Origin of the sequence: Mesorhizobium sp. NFR06, assembly GCF_900115245.1 — a bacterium.
GTDB lineage: Bacteria > Pseudomonadota > Alphaproteobacteria > Rhizobiales > Rhizobiaceae > Mesorhizobium.
Window position 1 is genome coordinate 17,351 of sequence record NZ_FOVT01000024.1, and the last position, 25,342, is coordinate 42,692.

The following is a 25,342-nucleotide window of genomic DNA, read 5'->3' on the forward strand; positions in this document are numbered from 1 at the left end:
CTTCAGCCCTCCGTCCTGGTGCTGGATTCGGTTGTGCCGTCTACTCCTCGATGCGGCGTCTTCGACTCCAGCGGCCGCCCTGATTCCCGCCTCGCGAGCTGTGCTTCGGCTGGAACCTCGCGGCAGCGCCGCCGTTAGCCCCAGCCTCAACAGGAGATGTCCAAACAGGAGGTACGGCAATGGATTGGAACCGCTTCGAAGGCAATTGGAAGCAAATGAAGGGCAAGGTCAAGGAGCAGTGGGGCAAGCTCACCGATGCCAGGGCCTCGCTGACGAAGGCAATGAAATCCTTCAAGCGAAAATTCCCTCGCTGAACGGACGCCCGATGCCTGTCCTGCGCCCGATACCCGCAAACGCCGTGCATATCTGTGTGGACATGCAGCTTATGTTCATGCCTCCCGGTCCCTGGGCGGTCGAGTGGTTCCCGCAGACCCTGCCCAAGGTTATCCAGCTGACGCAGAGGAGCCCCGCGCGAACCATCTTCACGCGCTTCATTCCGGCTATGCGTCCGGGAGAGGGTCGCGGCCAATGGCGCAGTTACTACGAACACTGGGCGGAAATGACACTGGAAAATGCCGGAGCGGACATCATCGAACTGGCGCCGGAACTGAAGAGCTTCGTTCCGCCGGCACGACAATTCGACAAGCCGGTCTACTCGCCCTGGTTCGACGGCTCGTTGGCCAGCGCGCTCGCAACGGAGCGTGCGCAAACCATTATCGTCAGTGGCGGCGAGGCCGATATGTGTGTTCTGGCGACACTGCTCGGAGCCATCGATTTCGGCTTTCGCACGGTGCTGGCCGAAGATGCGATCTGCAGCACGTCCGACGAAGCCTATGACAGCATCGTGCGCCTATTCACCAAAAGATACTCGCATCACGTGGAAGTCGCCCCGGTGGACGAAATCGTGGATTTCTGGGTCTAAGCTGGCGCGAACCGGAGCCAGCCAAACAAATGTGGATGAGGATCACGGTCGCCGATGCAAAGGTGGCGGTGGCGTGGAACCGACCTACATATCCCCATTACCAATGTTAGTTATCGCTAAAATAACACGAAACAGCCTTCTCAACGTTGGCATGAAACTCGTGCCGATTGTCGCCCACGTCTCGACAGCCCGCGGCTTTCGCCGACGAACAGGCAGGGACGGCAGCTATGACTGAGGCCGGTTCGCAAATCGATCAAAGCGGAATCGTGGTCAAGGGTCCGTTCCGACGGTTCCTTCGCACGATCGGGCCAGGGTTCATCACCGGCGCATCCGATGACGATCCGTCCGGCATCGGGACTTACAGTCAGGCCGGTGCCCAACTCGGTTTCAACATCGGCTGGACCATGCTGTTCACCTTTCCGCTGATGGCGGCGATTCAGGAGATCGCCGCTCGCATCGGCCGCACCACAGGCAAGGGTATTTCCGGCAACCTCAGCCGACATTATCCGGCCCCGCTGCTTTACCTCGTGGTGACGCTGCTGTTTGTCGCCAACGTCATCAACATCGGCGCCGATCTCAGCGCCATGGCGGAAGCTTTGACACTGCTGATTGGCGGGCCGAGTCCAGTCTATGTCCTCGTGTTCGCAATCGTGTGCATCTGCGCGATCGTCTTCCTCGACTACGCCCGCTATGTGAAAGTCCTCAAATGGACCACCTTGAGCCTGTTCGCCTACGTCGTTGCGATGTTCGCGGCGAATGTGCCCTGGGCTGATGCGGTCCGGGGCTTGCTCATCCCGCATATCGAATGGAGCGGCACCTTCTTCACTACGCTGCTCGCAATCCTTGGCACGACGATCTCGCCCTACCTGTTCTTCTGGCAAGCCTCGCAGGAGGTGGAAGAGGAGGAACTCAAGGCAACCGCCGAGCCGCTGCGCTGGGCGCCCTGGCAGGCCTCGAGGGCATTGGGGCGGATACGCGCCGACACGCTGACGGGGATGGCTTTTTCGAATCTGATCGCGCTGGCGATCATCTTCACCACGGCTGCGACGCTTCACAAGGCAGGAGCGACGGATATTGCTTCGTCCACCGATGCGGCAAAGGCACTGGAGCCGGTGGCCGGAGAGTTCGCCTTCATCATCTTCTCGATGGGAATTGTCGGCACCGGACTCCTGGCGGTGCCGGTACTGGCTGGCTCGGCGGCTTTCGCCGCCGGCGAAGCGCTAGGCTGGCCGGTCGGCCTGCAGCGCCAGCCCAAGGATGCGATGGCATTCTACGCAACTCTTGCCGCCGCCACGATGCTTGGCACCGGGATCATGTTTACTCCCATCGACCCAATCAAGGCGCTTTATTGGAGCGCGGTGATCAACGGCGTGTGCGCCGTCCCCGTCATGGTCGTCATGATGCACATGGCTGCGCGCCAGGACGTTATGGGAGAGTTTCCGGTCCAAGGCTGGCTACGCGCGCTGGGCTGGCTTTCGACACTGGCGATGGGGATGTCGTCGATCGGGCTCATCCTGCGATGGTTGGCCTGAGACGATCGGGATGAAGGCTGCTGACAGCGGCTTTCGCGGGCGACCCGGCTTGGGCTGACGACCTGATCTTGCTTAGCGGCCGACCTTGAAAGGGCGGGATCACGGTCGCCACGGGATCCCCGCCGCACGGGCAGCGACCGGTGAATCGGCGAGCCAATAACAATTGATGTTCTCCGCCGGGGTCGCGGCTGAAATTCGTTTCGGAACAGTCTCCTCGGATGGGGTTGGTGATGGTTCCACCCAACAGGAGATGCATAGATGGCAACGACGAAAGCGGCCTCGAAGAAGGCGTCGCACCGGCCGGTGTCGCCGACATTGCCGCGAATTTTGCAATGACAAACAATCGATCTATATTTAGCTGACTAAGTGATTCATGGCGCGGTGAACCGATGGCCAGGAAGAAGAATAGGCAGTCCGACTCCGGCGTTGCGGCGGCCACCCCCGCCGAGATCCACGAGGCGGCTTATTTTGCCCGCAAATGCGGGCTCACCCGCGACGAGGCCTTGCAGATGATCCGCGAGGCCAACAGGTCGGCGACCGTCAAGCCTGCCGAGAGTGGGAAGCGTAAACACTGACCTTTATCGAGCACGCGGCGGCTAATTCATTGCCCCGTCTGCGGTGGTACCTGACCCGGCTTGATCACCGGCATCTCGCTGCCTGTCGGTGGCGGCGTCCTGGCGTTCTCGTCGCCGGTCGGCGGCGGCTTCAGCACGCGAATGGCTCGGATGGTGAAGACCGATGAGCCGCTTTTTGCCGCTTACCATCGCTTCGCCAGCGGCGGCACGATGGTGATTACAACGAGCAGGCGGCTCTCAGCAAATAGCCGGCGCAGAGTCCGGCATTGAAAGAAGCGCTTTGGGACAGCGATGTTGGTACTGACGACAAAGTTTTGTTACACCAATCCTTCCACAAATCCGAAAAATGCCAAATAATGCTTTGTAAGCAATGAGATGTGAAAAGGGTATTCGGTCTCCAAAACCGCAGGCCCTGTTCCCATCGAAGCCATCGAAGTCTGTTTCACAACTGCGATCTCATCCCCGCAATTGCGGACGCGTCTCACCGCGGTCGACTTGGCGCTCGGTTTCCATTGCCCAGCGCCGTGCGTCGTCTCGGCGCAGGAAGGTCTCGCTGACGTAGCGACCTTTGCGACGGACTTGGACACGCCAGGAACGGACGGGAGCTTTGTGTAGGTGGCCATTTTTTCGTGTGCGCTCCGTGTGCACTGAGAGATCGAAACGTGGCGAAAAGGATAGTATCCTGGCGTAAATTCGTGTGCACTCGGCAGGTTCTAACGAGTTGATGTTAAAGAAAAAATGCTGAAAAATCAAGACCATAGGGTGGTCGTGGCGCCCATGAGACACATCGGCCACGGTGGTCGCCTCTCAAGGCAGCGATTGCGCCGATAGAACTCTCTCAAGCAAGCAAAGACGATGCTTGATGACAGGATTGGGCTCGCCGTTAGCCTTGCCCTTTGCAGCCGAATAAGAACTGAGCAGGCAAGTGCGAAAGCAGCCAGAAGGCGGCTGCTGAATATCACACCGCCAAGCGCTGAGGAGACCGGGCGATGATGCTGCTGAGGCTGTGCGGCCTGGCCCCGGAAGCACTGAGACGCTCGGGATGTGAAGGCTGGTAGACTCTGCTCCATCAGCGTTTCGCGTGGCGCCCTGAACCTCGCAGACCAAACCACCCTTGAGCAGTCCGAAAGATCGCGTCCGGTCTCTTCGATGAGCCACGGTTTGGGGTGCCGCAGTCGCGGACATCCCGTCAGCCACCGCGCCTAATCCGTTGCCTCCTCGATCTTGTCGAGGACCGCATCAGGCGCAACGTCCCGCTTCAGCTCCTTCAACTCGGCGTCCGCTTCGGTGTGTACGTCCAGACGTTTGGCGATCTCCTCAACCAGTTTGATGAGCTTGGTCGTTTCATGCTCGTTGAGTAGGCTCACCTGCAGATCGAGATCTGCCCTGGCATCATCCTCGGCCGCCATGCGGTTTTGGTTGATCAGTACGAAGGTCGAGAGAAAGATCGCCTCGACCGAAGCAAACATGGCCAGAATGACCAGGGATGGATCCCAGGGCTTGATAAGGTTCACGACTGGGACATTGAGAACGATCCAGGCGCCAAAGAAGACGACGTGGATGTAGACGAACATCATGCTGCCGGCGAAGCTGCTGATTGCTGCCGCTGCCCGTTCCTCCAAGGATGCCGCTTGCTTATCGCGCTTTCGCCTCTCCACAAGGGCCTCTATGTTACGGGCTAAGGCAGGGGCGAGGCCTTGCGCCGCCGGCGCGGTTGGAGTGGCGTAGCTCTTGTCCTTTGGGGTAGCCGTCGGATGCATTGTGTATCTCCGGTGTAGGCAGCCTAACTCACTGTCCGACAATTCGATCCATTCCGACTCGAGACGGCCGACTTACGCCGGACTTGCATCATCAGACCATCCGCTTGCGCGGAGCCATCGTTGAGGCGCCTCGAGAGCTTGGCTATTCGGTAGGACATGCGTGACCCGCGCGAAGCGTTTTAGGCAATAGAAGGTGGGAACAACCCATCGCTCGTCTCTACCGATGTCGTGATGCCAGAAATGTCCGGACACGAACTTGGTCGACAAGGTGAAGCTGGTCCCGCCTTGGCCAAAGGTCCTTGTACCGCCGGGTGTACGCGTACTCGATTGTTCACAATTGCACTTGGGATTTCGGCACGAAACGTCTGACCAAGCCATATACAATTGATAAACTCGCCGCAAAAAATTCGCGACAAGATAGACGCTTGAAGGTCCTAGTCCTTCCTCTTCGTCGATGATGGCGATTGAATTCATTTGGATCGTGCTGAGCGAGACGGGCCGTTCTGCTGAGGATTTTGCTCGCGATCCGATCATCGCTGGTGCTGGTAACGCCTCTCCATCGACCTGAACAAGCGACAAGCTGGCGGCCAGCTCACCTTATGGACGCAGTGGCAAGCAGCAAGATCGCAGGAACGAAAATAGAACCGGCGCATAAGCAACATTCACAATGGAGATCACACATGGGCAGTACCGCAGACAAGGTAAAGGGCACCGTTAACGAGGCTGCCGGCAGCGCGAGGCAGGCGGCGGGACGGGCTGTCGGAAATCACGAAGAGCAGGCCAAGGGTGTCGTCCAAAAGACAAAAGGCGAGGCGCAGGGGAGTGGGTCGCGAATATCGGAAGGTGCGACGCGTATACCCGCATGGCTCACATTCTGTGCGAGCTCATCGTCCGCCTCCGCTCCGCCGGCCATATCGAGGACCATGTGGCGGAGCTGCCAATAACGCAGGCAGCACTTGGCGATGCCTTGGGACTATCACTGTGCACCTGAATCGGTGTGCTTCAGGAACTTCGACGGAACGGCTTGATATCCACCGTGGCAGGACGACGTGCCGACTTCCCGCATTGTGGAGATTCTGAAGCGATCGACCGGGCAAGGATGACAGCGTGATTTCTGCTTCGCGCTAGCCGTGCGATGATCACGCCAACCCCCGAGATCCACCTCCGCAGCCATCACTTCGAAGACGACGATCTTGTCCGCATTTGACTCAGCACCTTCCGCCATAAGCCGTCCGCAGGCGCCCGGAGGAAAGCGCTAAAGCCATCGAAACAGCTCGCAAGTTCCTAGAGGAAATGGTGGCAATGAGCCGGGAGCATTTGGCAAGGCTTCGCGGGCACTGATGCGAAAAGCCCGTCGCAGCTAATGAGCGTGAGCGATGGGCTTCGTGCGATTTCGAAAACGCCTATATCCCGGAGGGATCGACCGCTTGCATCTAAATTCGCATGGTTCCGTACGGTTCTACTCCGTTTCAAGACAATTGCGTCGAGTGGCGGGCGTTAGACTAGGTGCCAATTGATGCGTCGGGAGAGCGCCCCATCAGGGCGACCGCAGTTCTGGGCTACCGGGCTGTGATGGCATGGAAAACGCAGGGAAATTGACCAGAAAAACTCATCCGGGAAAAATGACTGTCGTCAGTACCGCCAAGCCGACCGAAACCGGCACCGCAACAAGCAAACAGATTTCGACGATTATAGTTTCTCGGTCACTGAACATAGAAAGGCAACGAATTTCAACGGTTTAGGTTCCGAGGTGGCCCTACTTGAGCACATGTCGGTCGCTTTAGGCGCATGGTTGCAGACGATTTATGGACATTAAAACTGGCTTGCCTATCCAGACTCGTTGATATGCAGAAGCGGCAGCATCTACATCGGCCATGAGGTCGCCATCACCGCAACTGTACGGCGATGCGCCCAAGAAGATCGCGTTAGCCTCTCAACTCCGCTTTATTGGCAGCCTTATTCGATCTTGCAGACGACCAAGGTGACGACGGCCCGGTGATCGAACTGGTTGGCGCCGTCCCATGTCGACGATGAGCGACATTACCGGCCACGATGACCGGCTAAGTGCGCCAGATGGCGCTCCTGGCCCGAAGACAACATCAGTCAAGCACTTTGATGATCGTACGGGTCGCCGGATCGACCACCACCGTGCGGTTGTCGATTACTGTGTATTCATATTTTACGTTCGGAACTTTGTGCAGTTCGACTTTCTCCGGTACTGAGGAACCGACTTTCAACTCGACCCCAGGTAACTTGATGGACGCAAGGGGTTCCTTCTTCACGTACTCGCGGATCGTAGTTTCCTGTTCGGGTGCCAGGACGACGGTGTCCGCAATTGCCACGCTGGCGCCTGTCAGAAGCATCAGGCCCGCCACAGAATTGATGACTAACGACTTCATTCTCCACTCCATCAGATACGTCCCATCCCTGAATGCTGGCAGGCACAGCCAACAGAGCCGCCGATAAGGGACTGTCCTCAGCGATCCCGTAAAACAATGGCGTTCTGGTGGGAAATGTTTCAGTGAAAATTGGATTTGGGCCCTATTCGCTCGAGAGCCGGGACTTTGGTCTCAACCCCCCTGAGACCTACCAACACTGCTGCGTGCCGTGTTGTCGACCCTGCCGATTGGCACCGACCAGCCTGTCGAAAAAGCCGGATCCGCGAATTCGCCTGCCCGAGTCGTGACATAAATGGACCGGTGGCAACAGACCGGACCTCGCGCAACACAGTTTGCTGACTTCATAGCCTTTGGGCTCCGGCGGCCCTCGAACTTGCCGATTCGACGGTCGTCCTTCTCTCGAGAAACCCGCCGGGCGGGAGCCGGCGTGTGAGGAGGAGGGTCTTGAAACCAGGGCCACCCGACCCCTTACAATAGCGGAACAGGCGGAATGTTCTGGATACATCCCGCTCTTTTTCGGGCTCCTGTTTCGGCTCGTATTCAAAGTTGCTGCACTTCAAACATCGCGCCGCTCGGAACGCGAGGTAATCATTGCCGGAGATGATGTTCACCATGACGATCTGCCCGGCGAACGGCTTGTCCATAGGAATGCCGATACTATCGGTCAACAAAGATGCCGTCGCGGAAACGGACCTTGCCAACTTCCTGTCCTACTTTACGGGCGGATGCAGGCAGACGCAGGATGTAAGGGTTGGCTGCGAAACATAAGCGGCGTGGTTAGTGCCTAGCTTTTGAAATTTGTTACGGCCGATTTCCTTGCCGGTTCCATTGCCCACGCTATGTTGTGTTTAGCGGTGGGAGAGCACGTGTGCTATGGATCCGTTTAACATCGATAAGCGGGCGAAGCTAACTGATACACGGGAAGTCATTGCCGATTTGTCTTATACGATGGCACACTCTCGCCGAATCGCAGAGTCGCGCGCTCTACTGGAGCGCAGTATAAGTCAGAGGCGTCCCCTCGGCGTGATCGACGAGGCGCCCCATGCGGCGAGTAATTCATCGAGTAATTCACATTGAGACATCGCCAAGGCTTCGGCGAGCAACAGCAAAGCCGCGTTTCAACCGACCTGAGACGCACACTATTTGCAATCGGCGTCTGGTCTAGCAGGTGATCGCGGGAGGAGTACGCGGTTGAAATTCCCTGAGATTTTCAGGATCTGATCCTGCAGTGCTGGGACAGCGGGCATGGAATGCGCTAGCGCCTCACCTTAGACGACGTAGATTGCGACGGCATACGCCGTCGAAATATGATCTCCTCGGCGTCGAGCGCGAGCCCGGCCAGCCGGCGTTCGCACTCATGGCCGAGCGGGGCACTGGGCGCTACGTCGGTAGCTCCTTCATCGTCTTGAACCGGGAGACGCGCGAACGGCTCTGGCAACGCGTCCAGGAGGCGCCGAAGGGCATGAAGCGGCCCGCAATCCAAATGGGTCAGGCCGGGGCTGATCGGTCGCGTGAGGCACCTGCGCGGCGAGGAAGACCTTCGCCATGCATCGTTGCAGGATTCCGAGAGGAATAAACGTTTGTTGCGGTGGTTTGCTACGGCCGGGGCGAGCATCCATCGCCCCGCACGCACGTGCGGAGCGATGGACGGCCCGTCGTCGGCCTGCCGGGCAGCGGGCCACGGGCGACGTTATTCTGCTTCTTCGTGGCAGCCGTGATGCTTCACCCAGACTGGAATGAGATAGCATCCGGTGCCATGCCCCGCTTGCCGCAGCACGATGCGGCGAAATACTGGTTCATGGCCGTCAGTATTCTCGGAGCGTCGATATCGCCTTACCTTTCCATGTTCTATTCCTCGCGATCGAGGATCAGTGGGACAAGAGCTATCTGGGCACCAATCGGGCGATTGCCGGGCTCGGCATGAGTTTCGGTGGGACGAATTTCGGTCGGCGTTCTGATCGTGGCAGCGCTGGTGCTCGGCGCCCATGGCGTGACCGAGGTGGGCGACTACGACCAACTACCGCTGATGCTGATCCCGATATTCGGATTCTGGGGTTTCATCCTTTCGTTGCATCGCTGACCATTGCCTGCTTCGGCGCCGCGCTGGAGGTGGCGTTGCAGCAGGCCTATCTCGTCGCCCAGAGCTTCGGCTGGACCTGGGGTGAGGATCTCAGGTCGCGCGACGATCCCGGCTTCAGCCTGGTCTACACGCTGACGCTCATTCTTGCCGCCGTCCCGATAACGCTCGGTCTCGATCCGTTGAGGCTCACCATCTTCTCGATGGCGTTGACCGCGGCCAGCCTGCCGTTGACGGTCGTGCCCCTCCTTTTCTTGCTGAATGACGACCGCTATGTCGGCGAGCACCGCAACGGTCTCGTTTCGAACGCGGCGGTGATCTTCGTCATCGCGCTCGGTTTCGTGCTCGCGGTGATGACCAATCCGCTGCAGACCTTCGGAGGCACCTGATGCAGCTCCTGCGCGATAAACAAACAGGTCGTCGACCGTGAGCAGGTCAAGATCGGCAAGGTGGACGGCGTGGTCGCCGAACTAAGGCCGGGCAAGCCGCCCAAGGTCATTGCCGTCGAACTCGGCTCGATCGCGCTGGCGCGCCGGCTTGGCGCCCGGCCCGGGCGGTGGGTAGCCGCGGCTCGCGGCAAGGCTGAGCGACAAGCCCCAGGCGCGGCCGCATCGGATAGCGTGGAACAAGGTGCGCGACATCGGAGCGGAGACCGAAGTCGACATCGACGTGCGCCGGACCAAAATCTTTGCCTGGGAGGTCTGGCTGCGCGAACGCGTCGTCGGCACGATCCCGGGAGCGTGAGCGTGGCGACAGTAAATCTCGATCATCTGGCCGGCAGGCGCGTGTTCTCCGAACGCGGCAGGAGCATCGGCCATATCGAGGAGATCATCGCCGAGCGGGACGGCGACGACCTCGTCGTCGTCGAATTCCATGTTGGTATCTTCGCCGCCTTTGAGCGCTTGTCCGCTTCCACTGTTGGCACCGCGTTGCTCGACTTTTCAGGGCTGCGTCGCGAGCTCTCTATCGTATTCCCTGGGACAAGATCGACGTTTCCGATCCGACGCGCCCGCGGCTGCCATGTCCAGACGGGGAGCTTGCCGTATCGAAGGCGCAGCCGGAAGTCATATGACAATTTGCTAAAAAAGCTGCTCGGCCGGGGAACATCGCAGGCGGCGCGAAGTTCGGATTGGTATCGAGGAGGCTGCGCCATGAACAGTGTCATCTATCTCATCGGTCTGATCGTCGTCGTGCTCGCGGTGCTTTCCTTCCTCGGCTTTCACTAGGAGGCACCATGCAGCGCGACAACCATCTGGGCCGGCAGACTGCCGACTTCGCCAAGGCGAAGGATGAAATTTCTGACCGAATTCAGCAAGAAACCCGAAGCGCCGGCGAAGCGCTGCACGATGCCCGCGAGGAGGTCGCCCGCAGAGCTGGGGAGTATGCCGCCGAAGCCCAGCAGGCGGTCGCCGAAAAAGCCGGGCAGACGCAGCGCGATATCGCATCGAGCCTATCCGCATTTGGCGGCGCCCTGCGCGCCGCGAGCGATCACCTGGCCAGCAGCGACCAGAGCGCAGCCTCGAAATTCATGCAGGAAGCCGCGAGTGGACTGGAACGGCTGTCCTCCTCGTTGAAAGAGCAGCCGTTCGGACACGTGCTTGAAGAAGTTCAGTCCTTCGGCCGCCAGAACCCTGGAACGCTTCTTGCCGGCTCGGTTCTGGCCGGATTGGCCCTCGGACGATTCATAAAGGCTTCTCCACCTGGTATGCGCCGACCAACGCACGGTCCAGCCGGGCTAAGGCAAGCCAGTGCGGAAACCAGCGGGTTGTCAAATGATGCGGCACCCACCTCCAAAGGCGGTGTTCCCAAGAAGGCAGCGGAGCTCAAGGAATGAACACTCAGGACAACGCAAGTCTCGGCACCTTAGTCGCCGATCTGGTGCAGCAGGTGAGTACGCTCGTGCAAACCGAGGCCAGGCTCCTAAGAGCGGAAATCTCGGAGAACGCAACCAAGGCTGGCGCAGGCGCCGTCGAGGTGCTGGGCGGCGCGATATGCCTGCTCGCGGCGCTGCTGGTTTTGCTGCAGGCGCTTGTGATTGCCCTGGCGCGACTTGGGCTTGGCGCTGGTTGGTCCGCCTTGCTCGTTGGCGTGGTCGTTGCGGCGCTGGGCGTGTTCCTGTTGCGGACGGGCATGGCAAGCATGGCACCTTCCGAACTCGCGCCGGACCGCACACAGGAACAGCTCAAGCGTGACGTGAAAGTCATCAAGGAACAAGCCAGATGAGCGAGAAATCCGCAGCCGAACTCGAACGCGAGGCCGAGGCCACGCGCGCAAGGGTGGTGGCTACCGCCGACTCCATTCGCGACAAGATGACCCCCGGCCAGCTCTTCGACGAGTTCGCTGGGCTTTTCAGGGGGGGTGTAGGCTCCGATATACTCCACAATCTGAAGGTCCAAGTGCGGGACAATCCGTTGCCGCTGACCGTAATTGGCGTCGGCCTAGCCTGGCTGATGCTTGGCAGCGGCGCTCCCGCCCCTACAGCAGGTACGGGTGCTGCGGCGCATCGGGGCCGTGGCATGGAGCACGGAGCATTCGAGGCCGGGATCGGTTCGACGGCTTCCGGGGCGGCGTCCTCTTTTAGCGAATCGGCCACCCGGGCAGCCGGGACTGTCTCGGGAATGGCAAGCGAAGCGGCACGAACCGTATCAGGCATGGCAAGCGGCGCAGCGGACGTGCTTACGGACTCGGCGGCAGCTACGGCCGATATAGCAACGAGCGCCAGCCGCTCCGCGCAGGAGCTTTTGCACAATCAACCTCTGGCGGTAGCTGCTGTAGGGCTCGCGCTCGGAGCCGCGATCGGGGCCATGCTGCCTCACACGCAAGTCGAGGACGAGCAGCTGGGCGGCTATCGCGAAAAGCTTCGGGAAAATGCCGAGGCCACGCTTGAAAAAGGCCTCGATGCTGCAAAGCAAGTCGCGGCCGAAGCCTATGAGACGGCGAGTGACGAAGCCGGGCGGCAGGCCACGCGCGAAGGCACGCTGGCTGAGAAGGCCAGCGGGGTCGTGAAGGCGGCGGCCGACAAGACCGACGAATCCACTCGCGAGAAGCTTTCCGATGCCGAACCCTCGCCTGCCAAGACGTCCTGATTGCATTTCGGAAGGCACGTTCAAGAAACAGTCCACGCCGCCGAGGAGTGGGGCGCGCCAGACTGAAGGAGACCGATGAAATGCCAGAATCGCGCGAATGGCTTATCCAATGGCTGAGAGACGCTCACGCAATGGAGGAACAGGCAGAGACGATGCTATCAGGCCAACTGAGCCGGATAGAGAGCTACCCTGAACTGGGCGAGCGAATTCGCAGCCATCTGGAAGAGACCAAAGAGCAGGCGATGCGGCTAAAGACCTGCCTGGATGCCCTTGGTGAAGGATCGTCCATGTTGAAGGACGCACTCGGCAAGCTCACCGCCACGGCACAGTCGCTCAGCGGCGTGTTTGCCGGCGACGAGGTCATGAAAGGCTCTTTGGCGAGCTACACGTTCGAACATATGGAAATTGCGTCCTATTCGATCCTCATCGCCGCGGCAAATGCCGCGGGCGAGGCGGAGATCGCTCGCCTGTGCGAACAGAATTTGCGCGAAGAGGAGGCCATGGCGGAGTGGCTGAAGAACAATCTGCCGCAGGTTACGATGCAGTTCCTGACACGGGCAGACGTCGACAGCGACAGTGCGAAACGCTGACTTAGGACAGACCGGGGTCAGGAAAACAATCGGAAGGCCCACCGGTTGGGGTCGCGCTCGATCCTCCTCTGCCTCTGCCAGCATGTGGTTTCGGCTTGGGTTACTCGCGCCGCCGGACCCCGACATTGATTGCAGGCCCCCTTGGAACAATTTGCTGAACCAGGCGTTGGCTGCGGCCAAGGGGATCTCGCCCATCTATGGAACAACGAGCTTTGTCATCCGGCATTTCTGGTGCCGAAATCGTATCTGATGAAAAGCCCCGGGAAGTAGACCTTCCGGCTCTCTATGTTGGCGGCGAGTATGAAGATTTTTTCGAGAATGCGGCCGTCGCTCTGCACCTGTTGGCGAACGATGGCACCATTCTGCGGGCCAATCGTGCGGAACTGGACCTGCTCGGCTATGCCGCGCGGGAATATATCGGCCGCAATATCCGGGAATTTCACGCCGATCCCGCAGTCAGCGACGACATTTTGAACCGCCTATCTCGGCACGAACCTCTGCAAAATTACCGAGCCCGGTTGCGCGCCAAGGATGGCTCCAGCCGATGGGTCGAGATCACATCCAATGTGCGTTCGCTTGGCGGGCAATTCCTCAATACGCGCTGCATCACGATCGACGTGAATGAAAAGGTCAAAGCCGAGGAGCTGTTGCGTGAACAGGAGCAGAGACTTGCCCTCACTTATCATAGCGCGGGTGTCGGAATCGTTGAGGCTGATGCCGAAGGCCGGCTGCTGCGGGTGAATGGGCATCTTTGCAGCCTTTTGGGCTTCACCCAGGAGGAGCTTGTCGGCCGGTCGGTTTTTGATCTGACCTTTCCTCCCGATGCGGACGCCGATCGCGCGCAGTATCGGCAGCAGGTCGCCGGCAAGCTCGACAGCTACACGATCGAGAAGCGGTTCGTTCGCAAGGACGGAACGCTTTTCTGGGCCATCGTGGCTTCTTCCAGCGTTCGCGACAGCCGCGGACAGTTTCGCTACGCGGTGCGGGTGCAGCACGATATCAGCGAGCGAAAGGAGATCGAGGCGTTACTCGGCCAAAGGGCCGAGGAGCAGGCTGCGCTGCATCGCTTCACGGAAGATCTGCAGCACTCCCACACGCAGGAAGACGTCTACGAGCCCGCGCTCGACGCCATCCGGCGAGCGCTATCATGCCAGCGTGCCTCTATCCTGCTCTTGGAGGGCGGGATCATGAAGTTTGTCGCCTGGCAGGGCTTGTCCAAGTCTTATCGCGACGCGGTCGAAGGTCATTCGCCCTGGTCTGCCACGGACCACGATCCGCAGCCGATTTGCCTTAGTGATGTCGAACATGCCGAGCTCCCCCACATTTTGAAACAGGCGATCCGGGCGGAGGGGATCGGCGCGGTCTGTTTCATTCCGATAACGGAGGGCGGGCGGCTGCTGGGCAAGTTCATGGCCTACTTCGACGAGCCGCACGATTGCTCGGCAGGGCAGATTGAAGTGGCTCGGACAATCGCCCGCCAGCTGGGCTTCGGGATCGAGCGCGTCAGGGCACAAAACGCCGCCCAGCATCTGGCGGCGATCGTGGAATCTTCACACGACGCGATCGTCAGCAAGGGTCTAAACGGGATTGTATCGACTTGGAATCAAGGCGCCGAGCGGCTGTTCGGCTATTCGGCCGCGGAAATGGTCGGGACGCCTATCACCACGATCATTCCAGAAGATCGGCTGGACGAGGAACCCCTGATATTGGGCCGAATTCGCAACGGCGAACTTGTGGACCATTTCGAAACCGTTCGCCGTCGCAAAGACGGAACACTTGTGGATATTTCCCTGACAATATCGCCGGTGCGGGATGCGTCGGGGCGCGTGGTCGGAGCTTCCAAAATTGCCCGCGACATAACCGACAGAAAGGTAGCCGAAGAGAAGATCCGGGACAGCGAGCGCCACCTCCAGGACCTGCTCGCCGCCATCCCGGCCGCGATCTACACGACCGATCAGGCGGGCAAAATCACGTACTTCAACGAAGCGGCCGTGCAACTCGCCGGTCGAACACCCGTGATCGGCAGTGACGAATGGTGCGTGACATGGAAGCTTTACTGGCCCGACGGAACTCCGCTTCCGCACGACCAATGTCCAATGGCCATCTCGCTGCGCGAGGGGCGACCCGTCCGGGGATACGAGGCAGTGGCAGAGCGGCCGGACGGCACCCGGGTTCCATTCATCCCCTATCCGACACCGATGCGAGATGCCGCCGGAAAGCTCATCGGCGGCATAAACATGCTGGTCGATGTGAGCGAGCGCAAGCAGGCGGAAACCCAGCAACGGATTCTGCTGGATGAGCTCAATCATCGTGTGAAGAACAACATGATGATGCTGAAGTCACTGCTATCGATGGCGGCAAGGAACAGTCACAGTTCAGAGGCTCGAATTGTTCTGGACGAAGCCAGCAAACGGGTAGCGACCATGGCTGCCGCCCAGCGCGTTCTCTACGACACGCCCGACGCGCGCAACTTCAGTGCCCAGCCTTTCCTGGGTGCTGTTTGCGAGACCGCAAAACAGATGTTCCCCACCGCGGTACATCTGATCTGCGAGGCAGATCCAATCCAACTGCCGAATGACATCGCTATGCCGTTAGCTCTCATCGTCAACGAACTTTTGATCAACGCCGTAAAATATGGTTCGCAGGGTAAGGCGCAGGCAACGATCCGCGTCTTCCTGCGAAAAGACGGTCAAGGCAACAGACTGGAGGTCGAGGATGAGGGGCCAGGGTTCGACCTGAGTTCCGTCCGTCCGTCATCCTCGGGCCTACGGCTCGTCGAAGGCCTGGCGCGACAAATTGGTGGGACATTCGACGTTCGGCGAAATCCGTGTCGGTGCACCGTAAGTTTTTCTCAGACGCCCGAGGAGGTTGCCTTTGCGACCAAAAGCATCCTCACCTGAATCAAGCCTGGCGGGCGACATTACGCCTTCATTCAAGCCGCAGCTGGTTTTCTCTCGTGAAGACACAAGCGGAGGCCTGTCCGCATTAGCGGGTGATCGTGCGATCTTGATTGTCGAGGACGATTTCTTGATCGCGCTCGACATAGAAGCCGGCCTGAGTGCTGCGGGTTTTTCCCTCGTGGGGCCAGCCACAAGCGCCGATGAGGCCATAAGCGTGGCGCTTGCGATCAGGCCGGCGCTTGTCCTCATGGATATCCGCTTGCTTGGAAAACGCGACGGGATCGATGCGGCCCTGGAGTTATACCGCGACCTCGGCATACGGTGCATCTTCACGACAGCGCATGGTGATCAGGACGTAAGGCTTAAAGCTGAGCCGGCTAGGCCCCTCGGATGGCTACAGAAGCCCTATTCAATACCCACGCTAATACAAGCCGTTCGAAGCGCTTTCCAAGAATTGGACAAGGAGGGCTAACTTCGAGGCTCTCGCTCTCATGGGCAGCCCGGGCCCGTTGAGCGCATCACGTCTGTATTTGGGATTCGGATCGCGTCGTATGGTGGCTCTTTGGGTCGGGTGGCCGTCTTCCACACATCGCTTTGATTGTCGGCTTATGATGGGTCATTGACGTCCATGAGACAAAAGCGAAAACCACGCGGCGCTAAGCGCGATTGACGCATTTCACCTGTTGGAGAAATTATCTCGCCTCTGCTACCGGGCTGCTGATGCTTGCGTTCGGCGGCATCACCGAAATCTGATGCCACTCTTCGCCATAGGAGCCTTCCTCACTTTCACGCTGTCGCAGGCCGCAGTGAGATTCACTGGGTGAGGGCGCTACGTGCACCCAAAGACGCAGATCGAGCCGGCAATCTCACGCATCTGGCGATCGACGCGCTTGGCGCTATAGTCAGCGCTGGCGTTCATCGTGCTCGTCGTGGGCAAGTTCAGCCGAAGGGTCTGGACTTCGGTGATCGTCATGCCGCTCGTGGTCGTTCTGCAGCGGCTGGTGCGGCGCTATTACGATCAGCTCGAAGCGAGCTTGCACAAGCCCGGGAAATCAGTCTCGGCAGCGCCGAGCCGCCTGTCGTTCTCGTGGTGACGCAGCAATTGAACAGGATGGCGAACAAGGCGCTGGGCTTTGCCTTTCGCTTGTCCCGCGACGTCATCGCCGCCCAGATGGCAAACTTGACCGGCGAAGAGAGCCATGTGGAACGCGAGATCCGCAACCGGTGGGCGAAGGATGGGGAAGCGCCGGCGGAAGCTTCCGGCCTGCGTCCGCCGCACTTGCTTCTTCCAAGCCCCGACTACCGGCTGATGTACGGGCCGCTGCTCAAGGAGATCAGGGCGCAACGCGGCGAGTTCGACGCGCACCATTGCGGTACTCCTACCGAAGGTCGTGCCGCGCAATTGGTGGCAATATATGCTGCATACGCATCGCGCTCGCCGGCTGCACGCTAAGCTGCTCGAGTTCGGCGGTTCGAATATCGTGATAATTTCCATGCCCTGGTACCTCGAAGAACCGAAAATCGAAGAGGTCCATTGAAGGTTCCGCTCTCTTCGTTGACCCGCTTCGCCGAAACTTTCGGCTCAGCGATCGAAAGTAGGAACGTTCCTTTTTCTCGATCATTCTCTCTAGTCTGCACCTCATTCACTCCTACTTGCTGGGGGCCGGAACATTGTCATCCAAAGAGCAGAATTTGCCGAACCCAGGCGCCGATGAGATCTCGATCGTCGATCTCATTCCTGCCTTGCGAGCTTTTGCGAGAACATTCTGTCGCGTGCCGGACGATGCCGACGATCTGGTCCAGGAGACATTGACTAAAGGGCTCGCCAACCTGGACAAATTCGAGCCGGGCACGCGGCTGAAGTCCTGGCTCTTCACCATCATGCGCAATACCCACTATACGCGCATCAAAGCGGCGGCCCGGGAAGCACCCGGACTGCTCGACTGCGCCTCTGGCAGGCCGATTTCGGAACCATCGCAAGATTGGTCCGTGCAAAGCAGGGAAGTGCATCAGGCGGTCCAGAAACTACCGTCGCATCAGCGCGAGGTCTTGATGCTGATCGGGGTGTTGGGCGTAAGCTACGAAGAAACTGCGGAGATATGCGGCTGCGCTGTCGGCACGGTCAAAAGCCGCCTCAATCGCGCGCGTGCCGGTGTTTTGGAGTATCTCGGGGAGAGATCGCCGCAGACCCTGATCGAGCGGCGCAATCAACTTTCGGACGGGCACTGGGATGCGGAAAGCGGAAGGCGCTAGGCAGGCGCATGGCGGCTTCGTCTCTCAGTGCGTAGAGACAATTTTGGTAGGTTCAGCGGTTCACTGCCGCTCTATCCGTCGCATCGCTTCTGCGTTTCTCTATCAGCGCGTTCTGCAGTTCGAGTGCAAGCTTTGTGAGCCGGTCAGGGACCTTCTCCCGCTCGATGGCGATCAATAGGGATGCGATCTCCTGATCCAAGCCCAGGCTCGCCTGGGCGCAAAGATCGAGCTTGCTCGTGCGAGACATCGCATTCTCTTAACAATTGAGGCCCCCCTCGAATTTCAAAGACATATCTGGTTCGCCTTGGCAAGGCGCTTGCCCGCAAACTTTGAAGTTTTCGGTTCGTTGTCACCGGATTCCGTGGCAACGACCTGGTTTGCGAACAAGAGCTCAGTTCTTGGGAAGGCGGTTTGCCGCGTGGTCCCGATACTGATCAGATTTGATCCGGTTGCCATCCAGTCCGCGTTGCTCCGAGTGCTGTTTCTTGTCCCTGTTCGACAGCACGTCGTTCTCACCGATCATGCCCTTTGCGAGCTTTGTCCTCGCTCCCGTTCCGGAGCCCTTGCCCTGGCTGCCGCGGCCGATGTGCTTCCTACCGCCGGATGCCATTCTCCTTGTCCCTGACCTGTTTGCGTGGAACTGTCTGGCGACCGAACTGCCGCCAATGCGTTATGTTCCGCCCGCGCGGCGGACAAGGAAGGCCCTGCCGTCCCAGCTGCTGAACGGCTTCTCGCCATCGACCACGACGGCCATGCCGAATGCACGGGCGAGACGGTTGATGTCGCAAGAATCGGCATCCGGCGATGTCCTGTAGGAATAGTTGAGGACTGCTGCCATTCCTCCCGGTCGCAAAACGCGCGCGATTTCGCCGAAGTGCCGCTCGGCAACGCCAGCAAGCATCAGGTAGGGGAAACTGTCCACGGCTAGCGCGCCGTCAAAGCTTGCCTCGGCAACGTCTGTGAGATCGACACCTGAGGTCAGGCGAAATGCCACCGTGGCAAGGCCGGCGCATCGCCGGCGCGCGATGGCAATCATCTTTGACGAGATATCTATGCCGACGATGTGTCCCATCTTGGGGGCAAGCGCATGTTCGAGGCGGCCTATGCCGCAGCCGATGTCCAGTATGTGCTTGTGCGCGCCGAGGAAGCCCTGCCGTTCCAACCAAGAGGCAATCTCGGCGGTCGTTGCCGCGAGCCTGTCCTCGTCGCCAAGCGACGACAGTTGCACACTGGCTGCCGGAGAGATTGCTGCCGCCCGATCGAAGCCGCGGGCCAGTCGTTCCACGGTCATGGTGGCCGTTTCGCCGTCGGGGCGGTCGTGCGACACGCAAGCAGCCGTCCTGCGGACGTCGTCGAAAGCGCCGGCCTTGCTGGAAAGCGTCGTGGCGACTTCCTCCAGCCAGCGGCGCCGGGGTGCGTGGCTCACCCGCAAATCCAGTGCGATACCCGCCAGCTGGGCCGCGCCAATGCTTTCATCCGCGAAAACGGCCAGTCTGGCCAGCGCACTGTCGACAGCCGCGCCGTCCGCCATACAGTCCTCGATCAGGCGCCTGGCAATTGAGGTCATTTCCCTCGCAGGGTTCACAGTGGTGCGCTCCGGGTCCACACCGTTCGCGCCGTCCACCGATCGTTGGCGCCCCAGCCATATTTGTAACCCTCGCCGCCACGCAAGAAATCGAACTCCCGCGCTCCTTCCTCGGCAGCCGCGGTGATGGCATGGCCGATCAGAATTGCGCCGGGACTTTCGTCGGCATAAGCCGGGTCAAAGCCACCAAGATAAGCATAGGCGCGGTCGCGGTGGTGAAATCCGTAATAGGCGCCGACGACGACATTGCCGATCTCAATCGTCAGGCATCGCGCCAAGCCGCTTCCGGCAAGGCGGGGTAGGGCCCTGCGATGAAATTCCACGGCCATATTGGATAGCACGCCGCCACCCTTGTCGGCCCAGCGCGCCTCGTGCAGCCGTACCAGCCTATCTAAAAATGTCTGGGGATCGGATTCGACGTGCCTGACAACGACAGGTCCTCTACGTCGGGCTGCTCTCGCGGCGCGACGCAGCTGGCGCCTTCGGCGTGCCGGAACCGAGTAGGCAAGAGTCTGATCGCCTTTGAGCAACAGCACGGGACAGGTGGCGTGCGCCGTCGATCGGCGCTCTTCGGCACTCGGCAAGACAAGGCTGAGCGACACGGCATCGGCCGCAAGATCGGGCAGGATCCATTGCGACCATTCCAGCGAGAGTGCCGCGTCGGCAATCGCAGCAGTTGCCTCGGCTTCAAGTTGCGGCGCGCATAAGATGTCGAGATAATCACTCAGCGAAATCCCGATCGGCAGCAGGCGCGGACCGCAATCATGCCTTTCGAGGTAGAGCGGTGCAAGGCCGGCGAGGTCATCGCCATTCCACACGGCAATAGCAGCAAGGTCGCCCGGCGCGAATGTCTGCCACCAGGGGATGAGCCAGGCGGGAGACTGAAAAGGCGTCGCCGAGGCGCTTTGCGACCAGAGCCGCCACCAGGGCGCCTCCAGCTTTTCGAACATGCCGGGATCTTGAATGATCTCTGCGCGCAAGCGGCTCATCACCCGGTTCTCGCAAAAGCACGACGGGCACCGAATTTCGCCAAGGCTTCGTAGGCTTCCATGTAGGATGAGACCATGCGTTCAAGCGAGAAGCGGCGTTGCGCCTCGGCCCGGCATGTCTCGTGGTCCAACGCTCCGGCGTCGACGATGGCTTTCGCCATCTCATCGACATCATTGACCAGGAATCCGGTCCTGCCATGCTGGACGACTTCGGGAAGGGCACCATTCGGGAAGGCGATGACCGGTGTGCCGCAGGCGAGCGCCTCCATGGCGACGAGCGAGCTTGTTTCGGCGGCAAGGCTTGGAATGACCAGGCAGCGGGCGGCGTTGAGCAGCCGCCGCTTGGCAAGAAAACCAAGTGGCCCGAGAAAGCGCCGCCGACGATCGAGGCGGGGGCGGACCTCGTCGGCGAAATAACGGACATGGGCCTGGTAGGAATAGATCTGGCCGCCGATCGCGAGAGTCGCGCCGGCGCGCTTGGCTGCCTCGAGCGCCAGATGGATGCCCTTTTCCGGACAGATGCGGCTGAGCACCAGCGCGAAATTGCGCCGTGACCGGGGCTCGCGCAACGCATCGATATCGACGCCGTTCAGGATCGGATTGGTAAGTTTCGATCCTACTGGCGCGGTCCTGTGCTGCGCCTCCGACACCGCATGCAGCCACAGGTTCGCACGTGACGGCGCGAGCACCTCGGGCCGGTACCAGCCGAGCGGCAGGTGCAAGGTCACCAAGGTTGCGCCGTCTTCAGGAAGGTAGGCGTCGAAATCGATGCCATGGAGGTGAACGACGTCGATGGACCAGCGCGCCCGCGCGGACGCAATCGCGTCGCGATGCGCTTGATGGGCCCGGCTCTTCGCTGCCTCGTCAAGCACACCCGTTTCGGCGGGTGTCTCCACCAGGGTTCCGGCAGCGCGCGACCCTTGGCAAGCGACGACAATCGAACGATGGCCTTCCCACACCAATGCCCGGTCCAGCGCCGAGAGGACTTGCTCGGCGCCGCCGACTGCGTCTGGCCCGACAGGGGCGAGGGGGTAGGCGACGTTGAGCACAGTCAGTGTCATCGTTTGTCGGGCCGGAAATCACCAGGCAACCGAAGCGTGCATTGGTATTGCGTCTGTGCCCACGGCAGGCGCATAGCGGCGGATCATGGCGGCGCAAAACTCGGCAAATTCCTCCGGGATCTGCGGCGGGCTTGTATGATGCGGCTGCAGGCCGCGATGTTCGGGCGTGAAGCAGAACGTTACCGTCACTTCGAAGTCGGCGAGCGCTTCCATCTGGCGATCGAACCAGTCCAGCGCATTCGGCCGAAAGCTATCGGCCCAGGACAGCCCGGTGCGCAGATGGCTGACGCCCAGGCGGTGCATCCAGGCAACCGCGTCGTGCAGCCGATGGTCCTGATAGTGGAACCACTGCACCAGGCCCATTTGCGGAGTGTGGCGCACGAACTCCTCCAGGGCCGGCTTGGGCGTGCCGTCCTCGCGCAGCAGGCCCATGTAGAAATGCCTATAGTAGGATGATCCTTCCGCTTCGCGATGACGTGTTGTCGCCTCCCAGGAACGCGGCAGATCGTAAAGGCTGTACCACTGCACGCGTGGCGCGCTACCGAGCAACAGCTCGGCCGTGCGGCGCAAACCCCAGAGCTGGATCTCCTCGGCGCCGAAGGTCGACACCCCGACTTCGCTCACCCAAATCGGCAAATCCGTGACAGCCGCGATTTCGCCGAGCTTCTGCGGCCATTCGTCAATTTGCCAGAGATTCCAGTCGAGCGGGAAACCATGCACGGCGACCGCGTCGACGTGTTGGAGCACGCCGTACTCCTTCATTCGCGTCATGAAACCGGCGTCAATTGGCGAAATGCCACCGAGGACCTTTGTGATTGCCGGATTTTCCTCATTGATCGCATCGGCCGCCAGGATCGCCATAGCGGCAAAACGGCCCCAGTCCGGATCAAGCTCCGGGTCCCAATGGGATTTGTTGTTGGGCTCGTTCCAGATCATGGCGGCTTCAATCATCGGGCGCTCCTTTCGCAGGATAGACGGCAGCGCCGCCAGTCGGCTCGCCGGATGCGCGGCAGAAATAGACCTCGTCTTCCGGGTGAAGCAGAATTTCAAAGCCGGCGCTGCGCAGCATAGCTTCGGTGCAGGCGCGGTTCGGAATCCACCAATTGGTGGGGTCATCCGCGTAGCGGTGTTCAATGAAGTGCAGCTTCGGAAATGCAGCCTGATTGAACAGGTCGCGTGTCCAGAAATGGTAGTTCTGTTCGAGTGGCAGGATCTCGCCGCTCCCGCGCTGCATCGACTGGAAAATCATCAGGTCGCTCGCGACGTGGACCCGGATCAGGTCGAGCGCCAGCAGTGGGTGGCGCAGGTGGTAAAGTACGCCCATGAATAGCACGATGTCGAAACGCTCGCCGAGCGCACCGACATCGTAAACCGACAGTTCTCTGAATTCGATGTCGCAGTCAGCAATCTCGGCGGCGAAGCGCGCCTGAGCAAGATAGGCTTGGTCGAAATCGATACCGAGCACGCGATCAGCACCGCGTTTCTTCATCTCGATCGAATAGAAGCCGGCATTGCAACCGATGTCGAGCACAGACTTGCCGGAAAGATCGGCGGGGATCGCGTCCGCGAACTTGCGCCATTTGATCAGTGGATAATTTCCGAGGAAATGGTCGGGGGCAGTTTCCACGCCCGCCAGCTCCATATTGTGGAACCAGGGCCCAAGCGCATCGATGCGGCGACGTATCTCTGTGCTGGAATGTAGCATCGGCTAAGCTCCTTCGCGTGGAAGGGAGTGCTCGGGCGAGTGATCGCGCCCGGTGAACATCGGCGGAACCTCGTGTTCAGCGCCGCCGTTGTTTTCCAGCAATCTGAGCGCCGTGCGATAGCCGTTGAAAGTGCCGACGTCGACATAGGCGGTGCCGGCCCTGACGCCGTACGCCTCGCCTCCGTCGGCGAGATAGGCATTGATCAGGGTGCCGAAATACTCATCCAAGCCGTCGCGCTGGCGCCACAGAGCCCCCAGCTCGTGGAAGATACGCCCCGGCATCTTGAACGCGCCCCACACCCAATTTGTCGCCGCGTCAGGCTGCTTGACCAGAATCTGCTCGACATGTCCGTTCTCGTCTAAGAGTACGGCATCGAATAGTTCAGGGCGATCTACCGGAAACATCAGAAAGGACAGCCGGTCATCGGCCAGGCGGCAGAAGCCGTCCTCGGGAAACCAGATGGTGTCCGGGAGACCGACCAGAACCGTTTCATCCGGCGTGACCAGCGGCGCGGCGCGGAAGATCGCGTCGCAAAGACCAATCGGGTAGGGCTGCGCGATGAAGATCGCAGCGGCCTCCTCATACCCGGCGGCGTAATATTCGAGGATGTCCGACTTGCCGGAACCGATGATGAAGCAGATGCGGTCGACGCCATTGCGCTTCATCCGCCGCACAAGGTATTCGCTCACTGCGCAAGGGCGCTCGATCTGCCCGTCCAGCCGGCTCCCGACCGGCAGCAATTCCTTTGAAAAGCCCAGCGGCTGAATGCGGCTGCCGCGGCCTGCCGCAGGCACGATGCCCAACATCAGACGGCTTCCTCCATTCGTCCAACCGGCCGCGCGGTCGCGGCGCCGTTCAAAATGCGGTCGAGCTCGGCGGCACGATGCGCGGACGTGTGCTCGTCCAGGACGCGCTCGCGGGCGCGGCGGCCTAGCGCGTTGACCTCGTGGTCCGGTAGTTCAAGTGCGGCAACGACATCAGCGGTAGTATGTGCCAGCAGAATCTCGCTGCCGGGCGTGAAGAAGCTGTCGAGGCCGGTCCAATCGTCGGAGATGATCGCCGTCCCACAGGCAGCCGCTTCGAACAACCGGCCTGACGGGCACCAGCCGTTTCGCGCCATCGCTTCGCGGGTGACGTTCAGCGTCAGGCGCGAGGAAGAAAAGAAGGCGGGGTGATCGGCAGGCGGCAGGTGCCTGACAAAAAATATGTTTTTACCCCAAGGGAAGTTCTGTGGGTATTGAGCTCCGCCGATGATGAAACGCCGGTCGGGCAGGCGGGCTGCCGGGGCGACGAGCAATCTTTCGACGTGCACCTGTCGGTCCCTGGCGTAAGTCCCGAGGTAGGACAAATCACCGGCAAACTCTGCCCTTGGCTGCGCCGGCTGGTGGCGGGTAGGGTCGACATGACCGTAGAGCGGTAGAACATGAGGCACGTCGAGAAGTGTCTTCAGTGCATCTATCGCCGGCCCGCCAGTATAGCTCAGCACCAGATCGAAATCGCGCAGAACTTGCGGCTCGAAATAGGCTGGGCAGCTGCCCTGCTCGATGCTCACCAACGTCACTGGCGTATCGAGGTCGTAGAACACTTTGAGGCCGCGGCAGCTCTCCTTGGCGAGATGCGAAGCCTCGACAGCATCCGGACAGTAGGAGGTGACGATGACGACGTCGGCCTGCCGCATCGCGACTTCGGTCGCATGGCGAATCGTCTCCCAATCTGGGTAAAGAATGATGTTGCCGCCATCGAGCTGGTCGAGATCCCTGGCGCCGGCGTAGTAAGGCGTATCGCGTTCGAAGAAGCTGATCGACCAGCCAAGCCGGGCAAGCGCAGTTATCAGCCCACGCCAAAGCGTGGCATGCCCATTACCCCAGGAAGATGTGACGGTCAGACCGAAAATGATCATGCGCATC

28 protein-coding genes and 2 pseudogenes are annotated in these 25,342 nt (G+C 60.2%); 19 read left to right on the top strand and 11 right to left on the bottom strand.

The annotated features are described in order from the left end of the window. Positions 1-179: 179 nt before the first annotated feature. The 5 genes and pseudogenes from F3H96_RS28100 to F3H96_RS28120 form a co-directional block, all read left to right on the top strand. Positions 180-257, top strand: a pseudogene (locus tag F3H96_RS28100) (CsbD family protein); the annotation flags it as partial. Between the two features lie 68 nt (positions 258-325). Next, positions 326-922, top strand: coding sequence for an isochorismatase family cysteine hydrolase (locus F3H96_RS28105; protein ID WP_149804910.1), 597 nt, complete (start codon positions 326-328; stop codon positions 920-922). A gap of 227 nt (positions 923-1,149) precedes the next feature. After that, positions 1,150-2,454: a divalent metal cation transporter gene (locus tag F3H96_RS28110; protein WP_149804911.1), complete on the top strand. Its 1,305-nt coding sequence runs from the start codon at positions 1,150-1,152 to the stop codon at positions 2,452-2,454. A 389-nt stretch (positions 2,455-2,843) separates the two neighbouring features. Beyond that, positions 2,844-3,029 carry a hypothetical protein gene (locus tag F3H96_RS28115; RefSeq protein ID WP_149804912.1) on the top strand — a complete coding sequence of 62 codons (186 nt, stop codon included), beginning with the start codon at positions 2,844-2,846 and terminating at the stop codon, positions 3,027-3,029. 60 nt (positions 3,030-3,089) lie between these two features. Beyond that, positions 3,090-3,299, top strand: a complete 210-nt coding sequence (locus tag F3H96_RS28120) for a hypothetical protein (protein ID WP_149804913.1) — start codon at positions 3,090-3,092, stop codon at positions 3,297-3,299. 932 nt (positions 3,300-4,231) lie between these two features. Here the strand turns inward: F3H96_RS28120 and F3H96_RS28130 are convergent. Beyond that, positions 4,232-4,789 carry a DUF1003 domain-containing protein gene (locus tag F3H96_RS28130; protein WP_149804914.1) on the bottom strand — a complete coding sequence of 186 codons (558 nt, stop codon included), beginning with the start codon at positions 4,787-4,789 and terminating at the stop codon, positions 4,232-4,234. 680 nt (positions 4,790-5,469) lie between these two features. Between F3H96_RS28130 and F3H96_RS31390 the strand changes: the two are divergent. Then, positions 5,470-5,607 (top strand): annotated as a pseudogene (locus tag F3H96_RS31390) (CsbD family protein); the annotation flags it as partial. A gap of 1,281 nt (positions 5,608-6,888) precedes the next feature. On the opposite strand, the gene F3H96_RS28145 reads toward F3H96_RS31390, so the two are convergent. Beyond that, on the bottom strand, positions 6,889-7,188 hold the full coding sequence (locus F3H96_RS28145; RefSeq protein WP_149804915.1) for a DUF1236 domain-containing protein: 300 nt from the start codon (positions 7,186-7,188) through the stop codon (positions 6,889-6,891). Between the two features lie 1,717 nt (positions 7,189-8,905). On the opposite strand from F3H96_RS28145, the gene F3H96_RS31395 reads away from it, so the two are divergent. The 13 genes from F3H96_RS31395 (at position 8,906) to F3H96_RS28205 (ending at position 18,094) form a co-directional block, all read left to right on the top strand. After that, positions 8,906-9,112 (top strand): divalent metal cation transporter, encoded by a 207-nt coding sequence (locus tag F3H96_RS31395; RefSeq protein WP_244620187.1) that lies wholly within the window; start codon positions 8,906-8,908, stop codon positions 9,110-9,112. A 6-nt stretch (positions 9,113-9,118) separates the two neighbouring features. After that, positions 9,119-9,268, top strand: coding sequence for a hypothetical protein (locus F3H96_RS31400; RefSeq protein ID WP_244620188.1), 150 nt, complete (start codon positions 9,119-9,121; stop codon positions 9,266-9,268). Between the two features lie 35 nt (positions 9,269-9,303). Further along, a complete protein-coding gene (locus F3H96_RS31405) occupies positions 9,304-9,654 on the top strand; it encodes a divalent metal cation transporter (protein ID WP_244620189.1) in 351 nt (116 codons plus the stop codon). Positions 9,655-10,011: 357 nt separating this feature from the next. Then, positions 10,012-10,491, top strand: a complete 480-nt coding sequence (locus F3H96_RS28165; RefSeq protein ID WP_244620190.1) for a PRC-barrel domain-containing protein — start codon at positions 10,012-10,014, stop codon at positions 10,489-10,491. Positions 10,492-10,499: 8 nt separating this feature from the next. Then, a complete protein-coding gene (locus F3H96_RS28170) occupies positions 10,500-11,099 on the top strand; it encodes a hypothetical protein (RefSeq protein ID WP_149804916.1) in 600 nt (199 codons plus the stop codon). Further along, positions 11,096-11,488: a phage holin family protein gene (locus tag F3H96_RS28175; RefSeq protein WP_149804917.1), complete on the top strand. Its 393-nt coding sequence runs from the start codon at positions 11,096-11,098 to the stop codon at positions 11,486-11,488. Before F3H96_RS28170 ends, F3H96_RS28175 begins: the two co-directional genes overlap by 4 nt. Further along, complete coding sequence (locus tag F3H96_RS28180) at positions 11,485-12,351, top strand: DUF3618 domain-containing protein (RefSeq protein WP_149804918.1); 867 nt, start codon at positions 11,485-11,487, stop codon at positions 12,349-12,351. Before F3H96_RS28175 ends, F3H96_RS28180 begins: the two co-directional genes overlap by 4 nt. Before the next feature lie 80 nt (positions 12,352-12,431). After that, positions 12,432-12,941 carry a DUF892 family protein gene (locus F3H96_RS28185; protein ID WP_149804919.1) on the top strand — a complete coding sequence of 170 codons (510 nt, stop codon included), beginning with the start codon at positions 12,432-12,434 and terminating at the stop codon, positions 12,939-12,941. A 197-nt stretch (positions 12,942-13,138) separates the two neighbouring features. Beyond that, on the top strand, positions 13,139-15,841 hold the full coding sequence (locus F3H96_RS28190; protein WP_149804920.1) for a PAS domain S-box protein: 2,703 nt from the start codon (positions 13,139-13,141) through the stop codon (positions 15,839-15,841). A gap of 106 nt (positions 15,842-15,947) precedes the next feature. Continuing rightward, positions 15,948-16,313 carry a response regulator gene (locus F3H96_RS28195; RefSeq protein ID WP_280177795.1) on the top strand — a complete coding sequence of 122 codons (366 nt, stop codon included), beginning with the start codon at positions 15,948-15,950 and terminating at the stop codon, positions 16,311-16,313. Between the two features lie 448 nt (positions 16,314-16,761). Next, positions 16,762-16,935, top strand: coding sequence for a hypothetical protein (locus F3H96_RS30770; RefSeq protein ID WP_188131569.1), 174 nt, complete (start codon positions 16,762-16,764; stop codon positions 16,933-16,935). 17 nt (positions 16,936-16,952) lie between these two features. Next, on the top strand, positions 16,953-17,294 hold the full coding sequence (locus tag F3H96_RS28200; protein ID WP_149804921.1) for a hypothetical protein: 342 nt from the start codon (positions 16,953-16,955) through the stop codon (positions 17,292-17,294). 218 nt (positions 17,295-17,512) lie between these two features. Next, positions 17,513-18,094, top strand: a complete 582-nt coding sequence (locus tag F3H96_RS28205) for a sigma-70 family RNA polymerase sigma factor (protein ID WP_244620192.1) — start codon at positions 17,513-17,515, stop codon at positions 18,092-18,094. A 52-nt stretch (positions 18,095-18,146) separates the two neighbouring features. Here F3H96_RS28205 and F3H96_RS28210 read toward each other — a convergent pair whose 3' ends face one another. The 9 genes from F3H96_RS28210 to F3H96_RS28250 all read right to left on the bottom strand — a co-directional run bounded on the left by F3H96_RS28210 (position 18,147) and on the right by F3H96_RS28250 (position 25,341). Further along, the gene (locus F3H96_RS28210; protein ID WP_149804922.1) at positions 18,147-18,341 is read right to left on the bottom strand and encodes a hypothetical protein; all 195 of its coding nucleotides are present in this window, start codon (positions 18,339-18,341) and stop codon (positions 18,147-18,149) included. Between the two features lie 144 nt (positions 18,342-18,485). Continuing rightward, on the bottom strand, positions 18,486-18,704 hold the full coding sequence (locus F3H96_RS28215) for a hypothetical protein (protein ID WP_149804923.1): 219 nt from the start codon (positions 18,702-18,704) through the stop codon (positions 18,486-18,488). Positions 18,705-18,764: 60 nt separating this feature from the next. Then, positions 18,765-19,661, bottom strand: a complete 897-nt coding sequence (locus tag F3H96_RS28220) for a class I SAM-dependent methyltransferase (RefSeq protein WP_149804924.1) — start codon at positions 19,659-19,661, stop codon at positions 18,765-18,767. A 14-nt stretch (positions 19,662-19,675) separates the two neighbouring features. Then, positions 19,676-20,668 (bottom strand): GNAT family N-acetyltransferase, encoded by a 993-nt coding sequence (locus tag F3H96_RS28225; protein WP_149804925.1) that lies wholly within the window; start codon positions 20,666-20,668, stop codon positions 19,676-19,678. Continuing rightward, positions 20,668-21,717 carry a glycosyltransferase gene (locus F3H96_RS28230; protein WP_244620193.1) on the bottom strand — a complete coding sequence of 350 codons (1,050 nt, stop codon included), beginning with the start codon at positions 21,715-21,717 and terminating at the stop codon, positions 20,668-20,670. The genes F3H96_RS28225 and F3H96_RS28230 overlap by 1 nt, the downstream gene beginning before the upstream one ends. A 30-nt stretch (positions 21,718-21,747) precedes the next feature. After that, a complete protein-coding gene (locus tag F3H96_RS28235; RefSeq protein WP_149804956.1) occupies positions 21,748-22,680 on the bottom strand; it encodes a beta-xylosidase in 933 nt (310 codons plus the stop codon). Further along, positions 22,673-23,434, bottom strand: a complete 762-nt coding sequence (locus F3H96_RS28240) for a TIGR04290 family methyltransferase (RefSeq protein WP_149804927.1) — start codon at positions 23,432-23,434, stop codon at positions 22,673-22,675. The genes F3H96_RS28235 and F3H96_RS28240 overlap by 8 nt, the downstream gene beginning before the upstream one ends. Before the next feature lie 3 nt (positions 23,435-23,437). Further along, complete coding sequence (locus F3H96_RS28245; protein WP_244620194.1) at positions 23,438-24,241, bottom strand: sugar phosphate nucleotidyltransferase; 804 nt, start codon at positions 24,239-24,241, stop codon at positions 23,438-23,440. Continuing rightward, complete coding sequence (locus F3H96_RS28250; protein ID WP_149804928.1) at positions 24,241-25,341, bottom strand: glycosyltransferase; 1,101 nt, start codon at positions 25,339-25,341, stop codon at positions 24,241-24,243. Before F3H96_RS28250 ends, F3H96_RS28245 begins: the two co-directional genes overlap by 1 nt. Between the last annotated feature and the right edge of the window lies 1 nt (position 25,342).